Origin of the sequence: Proteus sp. TSJ240517, from assembly GCF_047921575.1 — a bacterium.
GTDB lineage: Bacteria > Pseudomonadota > Gammaproteobacteria > Enterobacterales > Enterobacteriaceae > Proteus.
The window spans coordinates 28,114-47,870 of the sequence record NZ_JBLRMH010000010.1 but is presented as its reverse complement, the minus strand read 5'-3'; the positions used below and the strand labels follow the sequence as shown (position 1 = coordinate 47,870).

16 protein-coding genes are annotated in these 19,757 nt (G+C 39.0%); 5 read left to right on the top strand and 11 right to left on the bottom strand.

The window, feature by feature from the left end; translation table 11 throughout:
- The first annotated feature begins 23 nt into the window (after positions 1-23).
- On the top strand, positions 24-326 hold the full coding sequence (locus ACNARN_RS15870; RefSeq protein WP_198620608.1) for a helix-turn-helix domain-containing protein: 303 nt from the start codon (positions 24-26) through the stop codon (positions 324-326).
- Positions 327-475: 149 nt separating this feature from the next.
- On the opposite strand, the gene potD is transcribed toward ACNARN_RS15870, so the two are convergent.
- The 6 genes from potD to ACNARN_RS15840 all read right to left on the bottom strand — a co-directional run bounded on the left by potD (position 476) and on the right by ACNARN_RS15840 (position 6,466).
- On the bottom strand, positions 476-1,519 hold the full coding sequence (potD, locus tag ACNARN_RS15865; protein WP_069366989.1) for a spermidine/putrescine ABC transporter substrate-binding protein PotD: 1,044 nt from the start codon (positions 1,517-1,519) through the stop codon (positions 476-478).
- Between the two features lie 112 nt (positions 1,520-1,631).
- The gene (gene potC / locus ACNARN_RS15860; RefSeq protein WP_036934543.1) at positions 1,632-2,411 is read right to left on the bottom strand and encodes a spermidine/putrescine ABC transporter permease PotC; all 780 of its coding nucleotides are present in this window, start codon (positions 2,409-2,411) and stop codon (positions 1,632-1,634) included.
- Positions 2,408-3,268, bottom strand: coding sequence for a spermidine/putrescine ABC transporter permease PotB (potB, locus tag ACNARN_RS15855; RefSeq protein ID WP_109373214.1), 861 nt, complete (start codon positions 3,266-3,268; stop codon positions 2,408-2,410). Before potB ends, potC begins: the two co-directional genes overlap by 4 nt.
- Entirely contained in the window at positions 3,252-4,367 is a 1,116-nt protein-coding gene (gene potA / locus ACNARN_RS15850) for a spermidine/putrescine ABC transporter ATP-binding protein PotA (RefSeq protein WP_098941766.1), read from the bottom strand. The genes potB and potA overlap by 17 nt, the downstream gene beginning before the upstream one ends.
- Positions 4,368-4,913: 546 nt before the next feature.
- Positions 4,914-6,200: a S8 family serine peptidase gene (locus ACNARN_RS15845; protein ID WP_416304671.1), complete on the bottom strand. Its 1,287-nt coding sequence runs from the start codon at positions 6,198-6,200 to the stop codon at positions 4,914-4,916.
- Positions 6,201-6,361: 161 nt separating this feature from the next.
- A complete protein-coding gene (locus ACNARN_RS15840; RefSeq protein ID WP_198630301.1) occupies positions 6,362-6,466 on the bottom strand; it encodes a CbrC family protein in 105 nt (34 codons plus the stop codon).
- Positions 6,467-6,670: 204 nt separating this feature from the next.
- Between ACNARN_RS15840 and dusA the strand changes: the two genes are divergently transcribed.
- Positions 6,671-7,705, top strand: a complete 1,035-nt coding sequence (dusA, locus tag ACNARN_RS15835; protein WP_198620610.1) for a tRNA dihydrouridine(20/20a) synthase DusA — start codon at positions 6,671-6,673, stop codon at positions 7,703-7,705.
- Between the two features lie 46 nt (positions 7,706-7,751).
- On the opposite strand, the gene ACNARN_RS15830 is transcribed toward dusA, so the two are convergent.
- Both ACNARN_RS15830 and ACNARN_RS15825 read right to left on the bottom strand, forming a co-directional pair.
- Positions 7,752-8,066 (bottom strand): hypothetical protein, encoded by a 315-nt coding sequence (locus ACNARN_RS15830; protein WP_109373166.1) that lies wholly within the window; start codon positions 8,064-8,066, stop codon positions 7,752-7,754.
- A 191-nt stretch (positions 8,067-8,257) separates the two neighbouring features.
- A complete protein-coding gene (locus ACNARN_RS15825) occupies positions 8,258-9,241 on the bottom strand; it encodes a quinone oxidoreductase (RefSeq protein WP_416304670.1) in 984 nt (327 codons plus the stop codon).
- A 155-nt stretch (positions 9,242-9,396) separates the two neighbouring features.
- On the opposite strand from ACNARN_RS15825, the gene dnaB reads away from it, so the two are divergent.
- The 3 genes from dnaB to ACNARN_RS15810 are packed head-to-tail and all read left to right on the top strand — an operon-like array spanning position 9,397 to position 13,188.
- Entirely contained in the window at positions 9,397-10,806 is a 1,410-nt protein-coding gene (gene dnaB / locus ACNARN_RS15820; RefSeq protein ID WP_023583065.1) for a replicative DNA helicase, read from the top strand.
- A gap of 40 nt (positions 10,807-10,846) precedes the next feature.
- Positions 10,847-11,938 carry an alanine racemase gene (gene alr, locus ACNARN_RS15815; RefSeq protein WP_416304669.1) on the top strand — a complete coding sequence of 364 codons (1,092 nt, stop codon included), beginning with the start codon at positions 10,847-10,849 and terminating at the stop codon, positions 11,936-11,938.
- A 53-nt stretch (positions 11,939-11,991) separates the two neighbouring features.
- Positions 11,992-13,188, top strand: coding sequence for an aromatic amino acid transaminase (locus ACNARN_RS15810; RefSeq protein WP_198620613.1), 1,197 nt, complete (start codon positions 11,992-11,994; stop codon positions 13,186-13,188).
- Between the two features lie 105 nt (positions 13,189-13,293).
- Here the strand turns inward: ACNARN_RS15810 and ACNARN_RS15805 are convergent, their stop codons facing one another.
- The 3 genes from ACNARN_RS15805 to uvrA all read right to left on the bottom strand — a co-directional run bounded on the left by ACNARN_RS15805 (position 13,294) and on the right by uvrA (position 19,542).
- Positions 13,294-14,643 carry a serine dehydratase subunit alpha family protein gene (locus ACNARN_RS15805; RefSeq protein ID WP_198620614.1) on the bottom strand — a complete coding sequence of 450 codons (1,350 nt, stop codon included), beginning with the start codon at positions 14,641-14,643 and terminating at the stop codon, positions 13,294-13,296.
- Between the two features lie 64 nt (positions 14,644-14,707).
- A complete protein-coding gene (locus ACNARN_RS15800) occupies positions 14,708-16,039 on the bottom strand; it encodes a hypothetical protein (RefSeq protein ID WP_416304668.1) in 1,332 nt (443 codons plus the stop codon).
- Positions 16,040-16,707: 668 nt separating this feature from the next.
- Positions 16,708-19,542, bottom strand: coding sequence for an excinuclease ABC subunit UvrA (uvrA, locus tag ACNARN_RS15795; protein WP_416304667.1), 2,835 nt, complete (start codon positions 19,540-19,542; stop codon positions 16,708-16,710).
- Between the last annotated feature and the right edge of the window lie 215 nt (positions 19,543-19,757).

Below are 19,757 nucleotides of genomic sequence, written 5' to 3'. Positions count from 1 at the left end.
TTTGAATTTCTAAGGCTGATTAAATGATTGATAACAGCAAAACCATTAATTTTCGTATAGGGCAACGAATACGTCATTTACGAAAGAAATTAAAATACTCAGGAGCCCTTTTTGCTCAAGAGTTAGGAATAAGCCAACAACAACTTTCTCGTTATGAACGGGGAACAAATAGGATAAGTATTGAATTTATTTATCTGATTTCTGAAAAATTTGATGTTCATATTAGTTATTTTCTACAGAGCAATTATTTAATTAATATTGAACAACAACGCAAAACGCAAGAAAAAAACAGTCGACTTGTTGCTGAATGTTGTATAAAAAAATAATACAAGTCACGCTTATTTTCTTTAATTATCTTTGGCTTACACAACCTCTCTCATTTATTTTTATTGTTAACTTAATGGAAACCTTATGCCTTTTTCGACATAAAAAAAGCCACCTTTATAAAGGTGGCTTTTTAGCAAATAAGATGCGATTAGCGTCCCGCTTTTAATTTTTGATAATAGCTTTCATACAACACTGTCGCATCACCCACATCATTTTGCCATTCGCCTTTATTGATAATCTCTTCTGTTGGATAAAGAGAATTATCTTTAGTGATCACATTTGGCAGTAGCTTTTGCGCAGCGAGATTAGGTGTTGGGTAACCAATGTTTTCAGCCACTTTTGCTGCGATTTCTGGGCGTAATAAGAAGTCGATAAGTTTATGCGCACCTTCGACATTTTTGGCATTAGCAGGAATAGCTAAGCTATCCATCCAGAAAATACCCCCCTCTTTTGGCCACACCATTTCAATAGGTGCACCAGCATCGCGAGCAATAAATGCAGAGCCATTCCAAATCATTCCTAAATTAACTTCCCCTTGCATATAAGGGTTAGCAGGATTATCTGAATTAAAGGCCAATACGTTTGGCATCAGCTTTTGTAGCTCTTTATAGGCTTCTTCAATCTCTTTAGGATCGGTTGTATTACCCGAATAGCCTAATTTTAATAATGCCATTTGGAAAACTTCACGGGCATCATCGGTTAATAACAGGCTATCTTTATATTCAGGTTTCCATAAATCTGCCCATGAAGTAATGCTACTCACATCAACTTCATCGCTATTAATACCAATAGCAGTCGCCCCCCAAATGTAAGGAATGGAGTAATCGTTTTCTGGGTCGAATGATTTATGTAAAAGGCTAGGATCGAGATTATCAAAATTGGTTAATTTTGATTTATCGATTTTTTGTAGCATACCTTCATGACTCATTTTAGAAATAAAATAAGTAGAAGGAACCACCAAGTCATAAGCACCTTCTTTATAGGTCTTTAACTTGGTATACATGCTTTCATTGGATTCATAGGTGGAATAAATCACCTTAATCCCAGTTTCTTTCGTAAACTGTTCAAGCAGACCAGGCGGCACATACTCCGTCCAGTTGTAGAAATATAATGTCTTACCATCATCAGCCGATGCTGTGCCGATACTTAATGCCATTACGCTGGCAGCAAGTACTGAGGACCACTTTTTCATTTATGTTTCCTTCAGTGGTTGGTGCGTTAATATCAAATAGGCAGCGAGCCTACCTCCAACAGATTGGTCTTCAAGACCCCAAAAAGTACGAGAAACTCGCACTAATGCATGTTTACGCTTTGCCAGTTCTGTCTCTTAAGATCAACTGACTAATTAATACTAATACTAAAGATAGACCTAAAAGGATGGTTGCAAGCGCATTCACTTCTGGCGAAACACCCACTTTTACCATTGAGTAAATTTTCAGTGGTAAAATTTCATAGCTTGGCCCTGTCACAAAAGAGGAAACGACAACGTCATCCATAGATAACGTAAAGCTTAATAACCAACCTGAAGCTACTGCTGGCATTGCCAGAGGCATAATGATTTTACGTAAAATAGTAAATTCACCTGCCCCTAAATCTTTAGCAGCTTCCAGCATTTTTACATCAAACCCACTTAATCGTGAATACACAGTCACCACAACAAAAGGCAGGCAAAATGTAATATGTGAAAATAGAAGCGACCAAAATCCTAATGAAACACCTAGGATCATAAACAGTACAAGTAACGAAATCGCCATCACAATATCCGGCGACATCATGACGACAAACAACATACCACCGACAAATTTTTTGCCACGAAAACGGTAGCGATAAAGTGCAACCGCCGCTAATGAGCCGATTAATGTGGCGAATGTCGCAGAGGTGACCGCCATTGTTAATGAATGTCCTGCCGCTTGAAGCAGACTGTCATTATTAAATAAAATGGCGTACCAATCTGTGGTAAAGCCTTTCCAGTTGATCCCGAAACGTGATGAGTTAAAAGAGTTAACTATCAGAATGATGATCGGGATATAAAGATACGCGTAAATAATGGACATAAATCCACCACGCAATAACCGTCCTATCATTCTATTTCTACCTTCTTATGCAGTAGCTTCACGGCTCGGTAATACACAAACAGCATTAATCCCATCACCAATGTTAAACAAATACTTGTGGCTGCACCGAAAGGCCAGTCACGAATATTTAAGAATTGGCTCTTAATTACGTTACCAATTAATAAGTTTTTCGCACCACCCATTAAATCAGCAACAAAGAATAAGCCCATCGCAGGTAACATCACGAGTAAACAACCCGCAATAATGCCCGGCATTGTTAATGGAATAATAATACGAATAAAGGTTTGAAATTTATTAGCACCTAAATCGCGCGCTGCTTCTAAACAAGGTTTATCTAACTTTTCAATGCTGGAATATAACGGTAATACCATGAAAGGTAATAAAATATAAACCAGTCCCAGCACAACGGCTTCTGGGGTATAAATAATTCTGAGTGGCTTATCAATAAGTCCAATCCACAACAGGAATTCGTTAAAATAACCTTTCGTACTTAGGAATATTTTTAATCCATAAATACGAATAAGCGAGTTTGTCCAAAAAGGTACAATCAATAAAAACAACATTAATGGCTGTATTTTCTTAGGCATTTTTGCGAGGAAATAAGCAAAGGGATAACCTAATAATAAACAAGCTAATGTTGCGACTACCGCCATATTAATAGAATGCAGTAACACTTCTGCATACATCGGATCAAATAAGCGATAGTAGTTATCGAGTGTAAAGACCATCTCGACAAGGTTGGCATCATTACGCGTTAAAAAACTGGTCGCAATGATCATGATATTCGGCAAGAAGACGAACAGCATCAACCAACCCACAACACCAGTAATAACGATGTTTTGAAATAGTTTACGTGTTTTCTTCATCTGCCAGTACGACCTCCCAGCTTTCAACCCAAGTTACTGCAATTTTTTGGTCTAACGAGTGATCAACATCTGGATCATCTTCATTAAAGAATTCACTGACCATCACCACCTTGCCATTTTCCATTTCAACAACAGAATCTAGCGTCATGCCTTTATAGTTACGTTCACGAACATAACCAATTAACCCAGGAAGGTTTTCAAGATCGTGAATTTCTTCAACACGGAGATCTTCAGGTCGAAGTAATACTTTGAGTTGCTGATTTTGTGTCACAGGTAATGTGGTATAAATATCACATTCATGACCTTCAACATCAGCACGAATACGTGTTTCATCAATACGATGGAGCACACGCGCATCAAAGATATTAATTTCACCTATAAATTGCGCAACAAACAGATTTGTTGGCTCTTCATAAATTTCACGCGGAGTACCATCTTGCTCAATACGCCCTTCACGCATCACCACGATCCGGTCTGACATGGTCAGCGCCTCTTCTTGGTCATGAGTCACGAAAATAAAGGTGATCCCTAATTTACGTTGTAAGGCTTTTAATTCATTTTGCATCTGTTTACGTAATTTGTAATCCAGTGCAGATAATGATTCATCAAGCAATAAGACCTTTGGTTTATTCACAACAGCGCGCGCAATCGCAACACGTTGTTGTTGTCCACCAGAAAGGTGTGCTGGGCGACGTTGTGCGAAATCTTCAAGTTGCACCATACGCAATGCTTCTTCAACGCGAATATTAATCTCATCAGCAGGTGTTTTCTGCATGCGAAGACCAAATGCGACGTTTTCAAAAACAGTCATATGTGGGAAAAGCGCGTAACTTTGAAAAACCGTATTTACAAAACGTTGTTCCGCTGGGATATCCGTAATATCTTGTCCATCAAGGATAATTTGCCCATCGTCAACGTCTTCTAAACCCGCGATTAAACGCAAAACCGTCGTCTTACCACAGCCCGAAGGACCGAGGATGGTTAAAAACTCGCCATGGTTGATAGTGAGATCGAGGCGGGAAATAATTTGTTTTCCGTCGAAACCTTTACTTAAGGATTTTAATTCGACAACTGGTGTCAGAGATGTTTTCTCAGTCATTTAAGGTAATACTCTATCCCGAAGAATAATGCAGATAGAACCGCCACTGGAAAAGACTGTGTGAGCTGCCGGAGCATTATGCTCCACAGAAGCCCAAAACCAGCGACGCCGTATGTATAGTACAAGCGGAAAATGATAAACGCAGTGACGTGAAATTGAAAGCAAAAAGGTGCATAAACAATGAAAAACTATTCATATTTAAGTTTTTCATCATAAACCATGCCCTTTAGGGTTTATGCTAAAAACACAATAAAATCATAATGCTATTAATTTATATAAATCGTAAAAATCGATTAAGTTTATAATTAAATAAATTTTCTCTTAGAAGTTGTCTAATCGCCTTATTTTCCTATAAAAACTTATTAGCTCGTTTATTTGCAACGCTATTTTATGGTCGTTGTTTATACAAGAAAAGTTGATTAAATTACGCTTCTTTTTATATTTTCATCTTATTATGATGATAAAAACTTTATATATCATATAGATGGAATTTAAATAACACCTCCTAATATTTAGGAGGTGTTAAGGGAATTAATACTATTGTACTTAATGACGTTTTATTAATTTTTTTAAATACAAAATTGCGTTGTTCACATTTGGTAAAGGGCCGATTTTGTCATTTAACAGTGGAAAAGTGCCTGTTCTAATTAATAAGTCACGCATTTGTATCGGCGTTAACACACTGTTTGTACGGTCTTTATACCAAGATTGGATCACAGCAGCGGCTCCCGCAACTAAAGCACTGGCTGACGATGTTCCACTAAAATTAGCGGTATAAGTATGGTTATCATCACTTCGAAACAGATCACCATAACCCGCTGTTGCAACATCCTCTCCCCACGCTTGTACATGAATAGGTGAACCATGCGTTGAGAAAGGTAATCGATTTAATGTATAAGGCGAACCTGCACCAACACGTATTGAGTTATTATCATGGCGTTGTCGGTAACTTTCATAATCAGGTAAATCCAGATCTACGCCCCCATTACCTGCTGCCATAATCACAATGATCCCAGCATCTGTTAATGCGCGAGTCGCTTCCCAAATATGCATTTCATAATCCGCAGGTACATAAGCTTGATGTTCACAAATTGTCTGCATTTCATATAAAACAATATCACCAGCATGTAATATGCGTTTACTCGCAATAATCGCATCAATACGCCCACAAGTTAATTCAGAGATGGCATAAAACATATCTAATTTATAAGCGAGTCCAGTGATCCCTTTACCATCATTTTTTCCCATTATTAATCCCGCAACCGCTGTACCATGATCTGCCTGACTGGTTTTTTCATTAAATGGTAATAACGACGTAATATTATCCGTTGATAAATCATGATGAGAAAGATTGAAATCCCATTCAATATCAGCCACTTGTATTCCTTGCCCATATGCTTCTTGCTTCCATGCTTCACAAATCCCTAATCCTTTAATTTTATTAATATTCACTGTTTTTTCTGGCGTATTTAAGTATTGCTGATATTGAGTAAAATCAGGCGTAATATTAGGAGGTTCAATAGGTTGTATCGGCACCGTTTGTACATATTCAATATCAGGGTGTTGTTGTAATATTTTAATCACTTCATCTAAAGAATAATGATTATTCTCTGGTAAATTAAGGTAATAATATTTATTTAGATCATTAAAGTTTATTGTAATAGAATCTATATAATTTTTGGGTGGTAATTGATGAACAGATGATATTACCGGAACTAAAGGTATATTAGTTAAAAGGGAATGATGCATTTCATGGGAAGTAGAAAATGACAGTTTTTTATTATCATAATCAAGATTATTTAATTTTATAAGGATCTTTCTTTTAATGTTCATATTCAATGCTCCTCTTTTTATTTTTTCGCTTTATAGCGTAAAACCTTGAGCAGTGACTATTTCCATTTTTAATAGAGATAATATAAATAGGCTATTTTATAAAAATAAATATCAAGTCTATGTTCTAAAAAATAGACTTAATATTATTTGAATGATGTTCATTAACTAAAATCAATATGTAGGCGTAGTTTTCCACAACAATCACATATAACGGTATCATCTGTGATAAAAGCTCCTGTTTTTATCGGTTCAGGATGATATTTAATTTAAAATAAGGCAATGCTCTTTTTTCTGTTGGCATATAAGTTCCTATTTTGTTGTTTCTGATGACTCTTCTTGAGTTCATTAAAACAATTCTAACATCAGATCCACCATGCGTTAGTTATTCTCTATGCTATAATGCGCCCTCATTTTCTACCCTCACAAAAAAATAAGGGTAGCAACGCCTAAATAGACGAAAGAATTACAGCATGTCAGAAAATACAGAACTCAATAAACCAACAGAAAATCATCGTGTTAATAGCCATTCAAATACATATAATTTGAACCGTTTCTCTGTTGCGCCGATGCTCGATTGGACTGATCGTCATTGTCGTTATTTCTTTCGTCAGCTCAGTAAAAATACACTGCTTTATACTGAAATGGTCACAACAGGTGCCATCATTCACGGTAAAGGCGACTATCTAAAATACAGTGAAGAAGAACATCCAGTCTCTTTGCAGTTAGGTGGAAGCGATCCTCAAGCTTTAGCGCAATGTGCAAAATTGGCACAAGAGCGTGGCTATGATGAAATCAATTTAAATGTGGGCTGCCCTTCAGATCGCGTACAAAATGGGCGTTTTGGTGCTTGTTTAATGGGAGATGCACAACTCGTTGCAGATTGTGTGAAAGCCATGCGTGATGTCGTTGATATTCCTGTTACGGTAAAAACCCGTATTGGTATTGACGAGCTAGATAGCTACGAATTTCTATGTGATTTTATTGATACTGTTAGCCGTGATAATAACTGTGATACCTTTATTATTCATGCCCGTAAAGCATGGTTATCGGGTTTAAGTCCAAAAGAGAACCGTGAAGTTCCACCTTTAGATTATCCTCGTGTTTATCAATTAAAACGCGATTTCTCGCATCTCACTATGGCAATTAACGGTGGTATTAAGTCACTAGAAGAAGCCAAAGAGCACTTAAAATATATGGATGGCGTTATGGTAGGTCGTGAGGCTTATCAAAACCCGTCAATTCTAACGCATGTTGATCATGAGCTTTTTGACAACCAGCTACCTATTGCCAATGCAGTCACTGCGGTAAGAGCAATGTATCCTTATATTGAGAAAGAGCTCTCACAAGGTACTTATTTAGGTCATGTTACACGTCATATGTTGGGGATTTTCCAAGGTATTCCAGGCGCTAGACAATGGCGACGTCATTTAAGTGAAAATGCCCATAAACAGGGCGCTGATTTATCTGTTTTAGAAAATGCACTTAAATTTGTAACTGAAAAATAACGATATTAAAAATAAAACCAGCCACATTGGGCTGGTTTTACTTTCATTAAAGTAATGAGAAGAAGCGATTATAATTGGCAACTAAATAAGCAATTTGAAATTCAAATGCTTCTTTAACTTCACGTTTACCTTCTTCTGTTCCTTCTTTCTTTTTAATATCAAAAAAAGCATTTTGCATTAATTGAACTGATACATCCATTGATTTTTGGAATGCAGATAAATTATTATTTTCACCAAGGCGTTTAAATAATGCTTCTGTTTTTTCATCTGCGACATCACGAATAAATTGTAATTCAACATTACTGACTTTATTATCTTCATAAATAAAATCAATAAAATCCTTTAATTCATCTTTTTGCATAAACACTCCATATTCTATTAATAAAAATCACGAAAACGTAAATTAAAAGAGATAGAGTTAAAAATAAATCTAAAATAAAAATAAGGCTTTTTTTTGATAATCAAACTTGAAATTATTTATATTTATTAATAATAAATATTAAAAACCTATTTAATTTATTTTAAATAGGTTTTAGTTTTTATAAATAATAATTAAGGAATAAGTAAACTCGATCCTTGAGATTGTCTACTTTCAAGATAACGATGAGCATCTTTCGCATCTGCTAAAGCAAATTTCTGATTATCTGGCACACTTACATCAATTTTACCGCTACCAATTAATGCAAATAGCGCTTCACTTGCAGCATCTAGCTCTTCACGCGTTGTGATATAACCCGAAATAGATGGGCGCGTCACATATAGAGAACCTTTTTTATTAAGAATACCTAAATCGACACCTGTTACGGCACCTGATGCATTACCAAAACTCACCATTAAGCCACGGCGCTGCAAGCAGTCTAACGAATCTAACCACGTTGCTTTACCAACAGAGTCGTAAACAACAGGCACTTTTTGGTTATTAGTTAGCGCCGAGACACGTTCCACAATCGACTCAGTCTGGTAATTAATCACTTCCCATGCACCTGCGGCTTTTGCTTTGGCAACTTTTTCATCACTACCTGCTGTACCAATCATTTTTGCACCAATGGCCTTCGCCCATTGGCTGGCAATTAAACCAACACCACCAGCTGCTGCGTGGAATAAGAAGGTTTCACCCGCTTGTAATTTATAAGTTTCATTGAAGAGATAATAAACCGTTAATCCTTTTAAGAAAGAGGCTGCGGCTTGTTCAAAAGAGATATTATCAGGCAGACGTGCTACTTTATTTTCTGGTACATTATGCGTATCGCTATAAGCCCCTAGCGGAGATTGCGCATACACAACTCTGTCCCCTTCTTTTAGTGAAGTCACTTTAGCGCCTGTTTTGATAATAATGCCCGCAGCTTCAGTGCCTAATCCACTTGGGAATTGGCTTACAGGATATAATCCGCTACGCACATAAGTATCAATATAGTTAATACCAATTGCCTTATTGGCAACTTGAACTTCATGATCGCCAAGAGGAGCGGGTGTAAATGTTGCTAACTCAAGAACATCTGCATCGCCATGAGTTGCAAATTGAATACGATTAGCCATTACTATCTCCTTTGTAGGATGAGAGGTTAAATAAGCGAGCGCAAAAAGACCTTTGGAGATAATGACAAAGGATAGCTATTTCTACAAGGCACAGATAATTGGGTTAGCGTATACTAATACGCTGACTGACACTTTTTCGATTTTATGCAGGATTTATGGCCAGAAACAAGACCACTGACAAGCTGATGTCTGATATTAAAGACCGACAAATGGAGGGATTAAAGCTACCTCCCCATTCGCTGGAAGCAGAGCAGTCCGTGTTAGGCGGTCTGATGATAGATAATGAACGTTGGGATAATGTTTCTGAACGCGTCACCGCCGAAGATTTTTATAGCCGACCTCATCGTACTATCTTCTCGCAAATGCAACGTTTGTTGGAATTAGGCAAACCTATCGACCTGATTACGCTATCCGAAGCATTAGAACAAAATGCCGAGTTAGACAGTGTAGGTGGTTTTGCCTATTTAGCAGAACTTTCAAAAAATACGCCAAGTGCGGCGAACATCAACGCTTATGCGGATATTGTCCGAGAGCGTGCGGTTGTTCGCGATATGATAAAAGTTGCCAACGAAATTGCAGATGCGGGTTTTGATCCTCAAGGACGCACCAGTGAAGATCTGCTCGACTTTGCTGAATCAAGAGTGTTCCAAATTGCTGAAACACGCGCCAATAAAGACGAAGGTCCTAAAGCAATAGATGCAATTTTAGAAGAGACTGTTGAAAAAATAGAACAGCTCTATCAAAAACCTCATGATGGTGTCACAGGGGTTTCAAGTGGTTATCAAGACCTTGATAAAAAAACCGCAGGATTACAAAAGTCAGATTTAATTATTGTTGCTGCACGTCCTTCTATGGGTAAAACCACATTTGCCATGAACTTATGTGAAAATGCAGCAATGACGGAAGAAAAACCCGTACTTATCTTCAGCTTAGAGATGCCCGGCAACCAAATCATGATGCGTATGTTGGCATCATTATCTCGTGTCGATCAGACAAGAATTCGTACAGGCCAGCTTGATGATGAGGATTGGGCACGTATTTCAAGCACCATGGGTATTTTGCTTGAAAAACGCAATATGTATATCGATGACTCATCGGGTTTAACACCAACAGAAGTACGCTCTCGTGCTCGCCGCATCTATCGTGAACATGGCGGTTTAAGCCTTATCATGATTGACTACTTACAGTTAATGAGAGTACCTTCATTATCTGAAAACAGAACACTAGAAATTGCTGAAATTTCTCGTTCTTTAAAAGCGTTAGCTAAAGAATTACAAGTTCCTGTGGTTGCTCTATCACAGTTAAACCGTAGTTTGGAACAACGTGCTGATAAACGCCCTGTTAACTCCGACTTACGTGAATCAGGCTCTATTGAGCAAGATGCTGACCTTATCATGTTTATTTATCGTGATGAGGTTTACCACGAAAGTAGTGATTTAAAAGGGGTTGCAGAAATCATCATCGGTAAACAACGTAACGGTCCAATTGGTACAGTAAGGCTTACCTTTAACGGCCAATGGTCACGCTTTGATAACTATGCTGGCCCTGCTTACGACGATGAATAATCACTAACCTTGACTTAATGAAAGGAAGTATTGGAATAATATGAAAGCGGCAACCGCAGTGATAGATCGCCGCGCTCTGCGTCACAATTTTCAGCATGTGAGAGACTATGCCCCACATAGCCACCTGATAGCTGTCGTGAAAGCAAACGCTTATGGTCATGGGTTATTAGAAACAGCATATACCTTAATGGACAATGCTGATTGTTTTGGTGTTGCACGTATTGGTGAAGCATTAACCTTACGAAGTGGGGGTATTGTAAAGCCCATTCTTCTGTTAGAGGGCTTTTTTGATATCGTTGACCTACCTATTTTAGTCGTCAACCACATTGAAACGGTTGTTCATAGCCAAGAACAATTAGAAGCATTAGAACAGGCCGACTTAGATGAACCCGTCAAAGTATGGATGAAAATCGATACGGGGATGCACCGTTTAGGCGTGCGTCCTGAAGATGTGCAAGCCTTCTATTTACGACTTTCCGCCTGCAAAAATGTACAACAACCTGTCAATATTGTGAGCCATTTTAGTCGCGCTGATGAGCCTGATGTTCCTGAAGCAACACAAAAACAAATCACATTATTTCAAAATTTTATTCAAGATAAAGCCGGTGATAAGTCTATCGCAGCTTCTGCGGGTATTTTATTTTGGCCTCAAGTTCATTATCAGTGGGTTCGCCCCGGTATTATTACTTATGGTATCTCCCCCACTGGTGATGAAAGAACAGGTAAAGATTTTGGCTTAACCCCTGCAATGACACTGAAAACAAGCCTGATTGCTGTTCGTAAACATAAAGCGGGTGAACCTGTTGGTTATGGTGGAACATGGGTAAGTGAAAAAGACACTTATCTTGGTGTGATCGCTATTGGTTATGGCGATGGTTATCCTCGTAGTGCACCTTCAGGTACTCCTGTGTGGATCAATGATCGAAAAGTGCCTATTGTTGGCAGAGTTTCGATGGATATGATCAGCGTCGATTTGGGGACTGAACTGATTGATAGTGTTGGTGATGAAGCTATTTTATGGGGAGATGTGTTGCCCGTAGAAGAAATTGCCAAATATAGTGGTATTAGCGCCTATGAGTTGATTACAAAATTAACCTCGCGCGTCATCATGGAATACCTAGACGAACAATAATACACACGATATTGTATCCCTATGACACACTAAAAGTGATTGGAGAAGAAGCCGTGTTTCAACAGGTTGAAGCGTTTCCGGGAGATCCGATTCTCTCATTGATGGATGTTTATAACAAAGACCCACGTCAGGATAAAATTAATTTAAGCATTGGTCTTTATTATGACGAAGAAGGCAAGACCCCTATTTTAGGAACAGTTTCAGTTGCGCGTCAGCAACTTAATGCCATGACCCCCACCGCAACACTTTATTTACCAATGGAAGGGCTGGCGCCTTATCGCAGCGAAATTCAAGCTCTCCTTTTCGGTGCAGATAATCCTCTAATTGCAGAAAAGAAAATTGCCACAATCCAAACATTAGGTGGATCAGGCGCATTAAAAGTAGGTGCTGATTTTCTCCATCGCTATTTCCCAAGATCAGAAGTGTGGATAAGTGATCCGACTTGGGATAATCATGCTTCTATTTTTGCGGGCTCGGGTTTCAAGGTAAATTATTACCCATACTTTGATCCTGAAACCAAAGGCGTAAAATTTGAAGCACTACTCGATTGCTTTAAAAAACTGCCTGAAAAAAGCATCGTATTGATGCACCCATGTTGCCACAACCCAACAGGCTCTGATCTGACTAAAGATCAATGGGATCAAGTCACTGAAGTATTAAAAGCTCGCCAAGCAATTCCATTCTTAGATATTGCTTATCAAGGCTTTGCTGAAAATTTAGATGAAGATGCTTACGCTATTCGTACTATGGCAAAAGCAGGATTACCGATACTTATCAGTAACTCTTTTTCAAAAATATTTGGGATCTACGGTGAACGTGCTGGTGGCTTATCAATTGTGTGTGAAAATGCCACTGAATGCGAACATGTATTAGGTCAGTTGAAAGCAGGTGTACGTCGTATCTACTCAAGCCCTGCAAACTATGGTGCGCAAATTGTCAATAAAGTGCTATCAGACCAAGTTTTAACTGCACAATGGCAAAAAGAAGTCGCGCATATGCGTGATCGCATTAAAGAGATGCGCGTTACTTTAGTCGAAGCTTTAAAAGTTGCTCTGCCTGAAAAGAATTTTGATCATCTATTAACTCAACGCGGTATGTTCAGCTATACCGGCTTTACACAAGCGCAAGTTGATAGATTACGTGACGAATTTGGTATTTATCTTGTCGGTACTGGCCGTGTTTGTATGGCAGGTGTTAATACAAGTAATGTTCAGCGCATTGCGCAAGCCTTTGCGGCTGTGAGTATTTAATCTAATCAACGCAATTCCATGATAAAAAAATACCTGCCTATTTTTATAAGCAGGTATTTCTTTTTACTGCATCACAACATCACTACCGCTTTAGGTTTTCGCCTTTTATATATTGACAGCTTGCTTCTTTTCCCCAGCATTACGACGCGCTTTTTCTTCCATAATCTCAATGATTTGAATATCTGTATGTTGCATTGCACGACTGGCTAATGCACAGAGATTCGCTATTGAACTATCGACATCGTCACTGACAATACCATCAGTACCCGCAACACTTTGATTTTGCATCGCCATTAATACTGCTTTATAGGCACTCGCTGCACTACTTGATACTTTCATTGCACAGCTATTCGATGCGCCATCACAGATAATGCCACTGATATCACCAATCATACTGTTGATAGACATACTGACAGTGGTGAAATCTTTTGTGAGTAACCATGCCATTCCTGCGGCTGCACCCATTGAAGCGGTTGTTGCAGCACAAAGGGCGGAAAGTGGTGGAAAATGGCTATGAACATAAATTGCCATTAAGTGAGATAAAACCAATGCACGCAGTAAGGTTTCATCATCGGCTTTAATAAATTCAGCAACCACCATTACAGGCAATGTTGCGGCAATACCCTGATTACCTGAGCCTGAATTACTCATTGCAGGTAATACCGCCCCACCCATACGAGCATCAGATGCAGCTGATGCTCTGATCATGATTTCATTAAGTAAGTCTTTACCTAACAAACCTTTCTCTTGTTGCAGAATTAAGGTACGACCAATGGCTAATCCATAGGTGTTTTGTAGTCCCTCTTCTGATAAAGCGCCATTTAAACGAGCGGCATTGAGCATAAATTCAATTTCACTCACTGGCACGTTAAGTGCGAAATTATAGATATCTTCAGCACAAACATCAGTAAAAGGTTTTTCATCAGTAGATTCACAATTATTGGTAAGCGCTGATTTATCTTCCTCAAAAACAACGTTACCGTTACATTCACAACGAACAACATGTGTATGCTCTCTTGCGATACTGACGATGGCATAACCAGATTGGCTATACACTTTCGCTTCAGAGTAAAGAACATCTTCACAAGGTGCTTTTACACCCACAGTGACTTTACCTTGAGCAACCAGTGTCTTAGCTTGAGCAACTGCATCAGCGGATGCTTTTAACAAGACCTCCAACCCAGCATCAGGATCTCCTCCTGTCGCACCTAATGCTGCTGCAATAGGTAGCCCAGCCATTCCCGTTCCCGGCACTGTTACGCCCATTCCGTTTTTCATCAAGTTTGGTGAAACCCAAGCTTCGACACGAACAACAGGCTCGCCTAAAAGCGCAGTTGCTTTCGCTGCTGCCAATGCTAATGAAATTGGCTCAGTACAACCCACTGCTGGCTTAACACCTTCACGTAACTGACGAACAAACTGTGACCATAAATGAGAATTTTTGTTCTGGCTCATAATCTAACACCTTGGATTAATTTAGTTTTTAAAAACAATGCCTAACTAGAACCGAAGTCGGCGACTATGAGAATGCCAAGAACGGAGAGATAACGAGCAGTAAACCGGTAAAAATAATCAGGTAGAGCGATGCACCTTTGTATTTGTGTAACATTGGTACTTTGTACACTAAGTATGCAGGGATAAGACAACCCACCATACCGAAGATTGGGCTACAAATTGAGGTAAAACTCAGTACTGGTGCATTCAGAATGATTGCACCCCATGCTAAAAGCACGGCGAAAATCATGATGCCGTTTTGTACCCATTTTTGGTTGATTTTTTCTGCTGGAATATAGCGTTGCAGAATATTCATAACGATCCCTTGTGTCGCTTCACGGAAACCTAGGTAGACACCAAAGAATGCAGTCATTACGGCGAAGATATTTAGCATAACGCTTACAACAGTTACCCAACCACCAGGGAAGAATTTTGCAGCAATCGCTAATGCAGAGATATTTTGTTCATACGCTTTAACTGCTTCATCATGACCCATTGCTAATGTGAATGAGATTGCATAGAAGAAAACAGTACAGAACAACACACCGAACGCGATGTTCATTGCACGTAACGCTTTGTGACGAGCAACTTCACGGTTTTTATTACGACCACGGTAAGAGATAACCATTGGACTTAATGTTTGGATAAACAGAATTGAAGTCAGGGTAAAAGGTAATGTAATGATTGCTTCTTTGATTAAACGTCCAGCGGGTGGTAATGCTCCCACGTTATAAAGATGCCACATACCAATCATGGAGATCCCTAACGCAGCAACAACAAACAGTTTAGTTAGTACCATAAAGCTTGATACTTTAAACAGTAATTGTTCACCACGAGAAGAGATAGCGACTAAAGCACAAATCAAGATCAAACCATAGAATGGGTTTTCTGACAGTAAACCTTCCGTAACACCAAATGTTTGTAAGTAAGAAGCACTGTCATTGGTGATTGCCGTTGAGTAAACAAACATCCAAATGACTAGCATCACAAAGTAGAGTGCTCCTAATAAAATACCCCAGTTTTTACCGAGGTAACCGGTGATAACACTTGGGTAGTCTTTACACTCTGGAGATTCAGCCAACGTATTAATAAATAGGCGTTGGAAAAGGTACATCGCAGGATAACCAATGATCGAGGATAGTAGGAAAACCCATAATCCCATCAGACCTACCTGCATAGGTAAAAACACAATACCTGCACCGATAGCCATACCGATACTCATGATAACCCAGCCCACATCATTGCCGTCGAATTTAATTGCAGCACGCCATTCTTGTTCTGTCATACCTGCGCGGCGAGCGCCAGCACTAGTTGCGGGATAGCTTGTTGTCTCTATTTTTGAGGAAGCCGTTTCCATATTAGTACTCACTTTTTATATTGTAATTGTTAATAGCAAAACGAATTTTTGGGGGTAAAAAAAGTCTATCTAACATTGCGATGTCGAAATAGCCTTACTCTTTGCAGGTATTATTTATTATGGGTAAATGATAGGGAATATTACGGAGAAAAAAGTTGTTATAAATCGTGATAGCCCGAAATGATTTGGAAAAAAATTCTATCGTAAGGAGAAAAATAGGATTATCTGTTCAAAGAGCATAGTAAATAATAACCTTCCCTCTATTGTAACCTTTGCAAACAAATAAATGATTGATTAATAATGAAAAATAACTATTGTTATACAATAATAGTCAAGTATAACAATTGAAACAAATCACCAAATAAACTGTGCTGTCTATCACGATATACTATGATAATCCTTTCTATTTAGCTTTGTTATCTCGTATTTGGTTAAAATACTGTTACTAAACAGCACAATTAACCATTTGATCTGTTTTTTATAAAAATAGGTGGCTAATAAGATAAAAATAGATAAGGAAGTGTATAGCCCAAAGAGAATACTTTTTTCGATAGAATTAAATTCTATCATATCCCATGGATTTACTTTTCTTGAAGAAAGTGCGCTACAAACCGTAAAGAGTTTATTGTTCGTAGCGCTTAGATCATAAGGGAATAAGCGGTGTGATCTTAATAACCGCGCTCTAAGATTGGTTTTAAGAATCTTGCAGTATGTGAGCCTTCAAACTCTGCGACTTGCTCTGGTGTGCCTGACACTAAAATTTGACCGCCACCACTTCCGCCTTCAGGGCCAAGATCCACAATCCAGTCCGCTGTTTTGATCACATCAAGATTGTGCTCAATAACAACAATGGTATTACCTTGGTCACGTAATTGATGAAGTACTTCAAGTAACAACTCAATATCAGCAAAGTGAAGCCCTGTTGTAGGCTCATCAAGAATATAAAGCGTCTGTCCCGTACCACGTTTTGACAACTCTTTTGCTAACTTAACTCGCTGTGCTTCACCACCCGATAAAGTCGTTGCTGATTGCCCCAAGCGAATATAAGAAAGACCAACATCAATCAATGTTTGTAACTTACGAGCCAGCGCTGGCACAGCATCAAAGAACTCCCTCGCCTCTTCAATGGTCATATCCAACGCTTCGTGAATGTTTTTCCCTTTATATTTTATTTCAAGGGTTTCACGGTTATAACGCTGACCTTTACATTGATCGCAAGGTACATAAACATCTGGCAAAAAGTGCATCTCAACTTTTATTACGCCATCACCTTGGCAAGCCTCACAACGACCACCTTTTACGTTGAAACTAAAACGACCTGGCGTATAACCACGAGTACGCGATTCAGGTACACCCGCAAATAACTCACGAATAGGTGTAAATACCCCTGTATAAGTTGCTGGATTTGAACGAGGTGTTCGGCCAATCGGGCTTTGGTTAATATCAATGACTTTATCGAAATGCTCTAAACCTTCAACGTCTAAATAAGGTGCAGGAACACTATTTGTAGCACCATTTAATTGGCGTTGTGCAATAGGGAATAACGTATCGTTAATCAACGTTGATTTACCTGATCCTGAAACGCCCGTAATGCAGGTAAATAAACCCACGGGTAATTTCAGATTTACGTTTCTTAGGTTATTACCTTTAGCACCTAAAATCGTCAGCATTTTCTCACGATCAACTGGAACGCGTTGCTCTGGAATAGCAATACGACGTTCACCACTTAAGAATTTGCCTGTTAATGAATTCGGATTATTGATGATATCTTCAAGCGTACCTTGAGCAACAATTTCACCACCGTGAACGCCCGCGCCTGGGCCAATATCGATAACATGATCTGCTGCACGAATAGCATCTTCATCATGTTCAACAACGATCACCGTATTACCCAAATTACGTAAGTGGATCAGTGTTTCAAGTAGACGATCGTTATCTCGTTGATGTAACCCAATTGAAGGTTCATCCAAGACATACATTACGCCAACTAATCCAGCACCAATCTGGCTGGCTAAGCGGATACGTTGCGCTTCACCGCCTGACAAGGTTTCAGCCGAGCGAGAAAGTGTGAGGTAATTTAAGCCTACATTGACCAAAAATTTAAGTCGATCACCAATCTCTTTTAAGACTTTTTCTGCGATCTTTGCTCTTTGACCACTGAGCTTGAGATTTTGGAAAAAGGTCATCGCATGACCAATGCTGTAATCTGCAATTTCAGGTAATGTAGTATTTTCAACATACACATGGCGCGCTTCACGGCGTAAACGCGTACCACCACAAGAAGCACAAGGACGATTACTAATATACTTAGAAAGTTCTTCACGTACCGCGCTTGATTCTGTCTCGCGGTAACGGCGTTCCATATTATTTAATACGCCTTCAAAAGGATGATGACGAACAACAACATCACCACGATCGTTTGTGTATTTAAATTCAATATTCTCTTTGCCTGAACCCGTTAAAATGACTTTTTGAATATTATCTGGTAACGAATCAAACGGCGCTTCAACATCAAAATGGTAATGTTCACCCAATGAGCGAAGCATTTGGAAATAATAGAAGTTACGGCGATCCCATCCTTTAATTGCACCACCAGCAAGAGAAATCTCTCTATTTTGGATCACTAATTCAGGATCAAAAAATTGCTGAACACCTAAACCATCACAAGTTGGGCAAGCCCCAGCAGGGTTATTAAAAGAGAATAAACGAGGCTCTAGCTCGCTCATGCTATAACCACAAACAGGACAGGCAAAGTTTGCAGAAAAAATGATATCGTATGCATTGTTATCATCCATATCAGAGATAACAGCAGTACCACCAGAAAGTTCTAATGCTGTTTCAAAAGATTCTGCTAAACGTTGGGCGAGATCGTCACGCACTTTAAAACGGTCAATCACCACCTCAATGGTATGTTTTTTCTGTAATTCTAATGTCGGCGGATCAGAAAGATCACACACTTCACCATCAATACGCGCACGAATATAACCTTGGGCAGCAAGATTATTGAGTAACTTAATATGCTCGCCTTTACGCTCTTTCACCACAGGCGCTAACAGCATTAAGCGCTTGCCTTCTGGCTGCTCAAGTACATTATCAACCATTTGGCTAACTGTTTGAGCGGCTAATGGAATATCGTGATCAGGACAGCGAGGTTCACCAACGCGTGCAAATAAGAGCCGTAGGTAGTCGTGAATTTCTGTAATCGTTCCCACAGTCGAACGCGGGTTATGCGACGTAGATTTCTGCTCAATCGAAATAGCGGGAGACAAACCTTCGATGTGATCAACGTCAGGCTTTTCCATTAACGAAAGAAACTGACGAGCATAGGCAGAAAGCGATTCGACATAGCGTCGCTGTCCTTCTGCATAAAGCGTATCAAAGGCTAAAGAGGATTTACCAGAGCCAGAAAGTCCCGTAATAACAATAAGTTTATCGCGGGGAATGACCAAATTGATATTTTTTAGATTATGGGTGCGAGCGCCCCGTACTTCGATTTTATCCATGAACATATCCCGGATTGAGAGAGTCGCCGAAAAAGAAAGAATCGGATAATTATGACACAAAGTTAACTGAATGGATATACAGTATATATAGTGAAATTGAATGACGATGAAAACCTGTCATTTTGAGACAAAAAAATTTCGACAATGTTCACAAATGAGAAATTCATCACGCGTCATATTCAAATTTTAGCGTACGTGATAAACTTATTCGCTTA

Bases quoted from the DNA above. Each gene is read 5' to 3' on its own strand.
- ACNARN_RS15870 (WP_198620608.1), top strand. From the start codon at position 24: ATGATTGATAACAGCAAAACCATTAATTTTCGTATAGGGCAACGAATA.
- potD (WP_069366989.1), bottom strand. From the start codon at position 1,519: ATGAAAAAGTGGTCCTCAGTACTTGCTGCCAGCGTAATGGCATTAAGT.
- potC (WP_036934543.1), bottom strand. From the start codon at position 2,411: ATGATAGGACGGTTATTGCGTGGTGGATTTATGTCCATTATTTACGCG.
- potB (WP_109373214.1), bottom strand. From the start codon at position 3,268: ATGAAGAAAACACGTAAACTATTTCAAAACATCGTTATTACTGGTGTT.
- potA (WP_098941766.1), bottom strand. From the start codon at position 4,367: ATGACTGAGAAAACATCTCTGACACCAGTTGTCGAATTAAAATCCTTA.
- ACNARN_RS15845 (WP_416304671.1), bottom strand. From the start codon at position 6,200: ATGAACATTAAAAGAAAGATCCTTATAAAATTAAATAATCTTGATTAT.
- dusA (WP_198620610.1), top strand. From the start codon at position 6,671: ATGTCAGAAAATACAGAACTCAATAAACCAACAGAAAATCATCGTGTT.
- ACNARN_RS15830 (WP_109373166.1), bottom strand. From the start codon at position 8,066: ATGCAAAAAGATGAATTAAAGGATTTTATTGATTTTATTTATGAAGAT.
- ACNARN_RS15825 (WP_416304670.1), bottom strand. From the start codon at position 9,241: ATGGCTAATCGTATTCAATTTGCAACTCATGGCGATGCAGATGTTCTT.
- dnaB (WP_023583065.1), top strand. From the start codon at position 9,397: ATGGCCAGAAACAAGACCACTGACAAGCTGATGTCTGATATTAAAGAC.
- alr (WP_416304669.1), top strand. From the start codon at position 10,847: ATGAAAGCGGCAACCGCAGTGATAGATCGCCGCGCTCTGCGTCACAAT.
- ACNARN_RS15805 (WP_198620614.1), bottom strand. From the start codon at position 14,643: ATGAGCCAGAACAAAAATTCTCATTTATGGTCACAGTTTGTTCGTCAG.
- ACNARN_RS15800 (WP_416304668.1), bottom strand. From the start codon at position 16,039: ATGGAAACGGCTTCCTCAAAAATAGAGACAACAAGCTATCCCGCAACT.
- uvrA (WP_416304667.1), bottom strand. From the start codon at position 19,542: ATGGATAAAATCGAAGTACGGGGCGCTCGCACCCATAATCTAAAAAAT.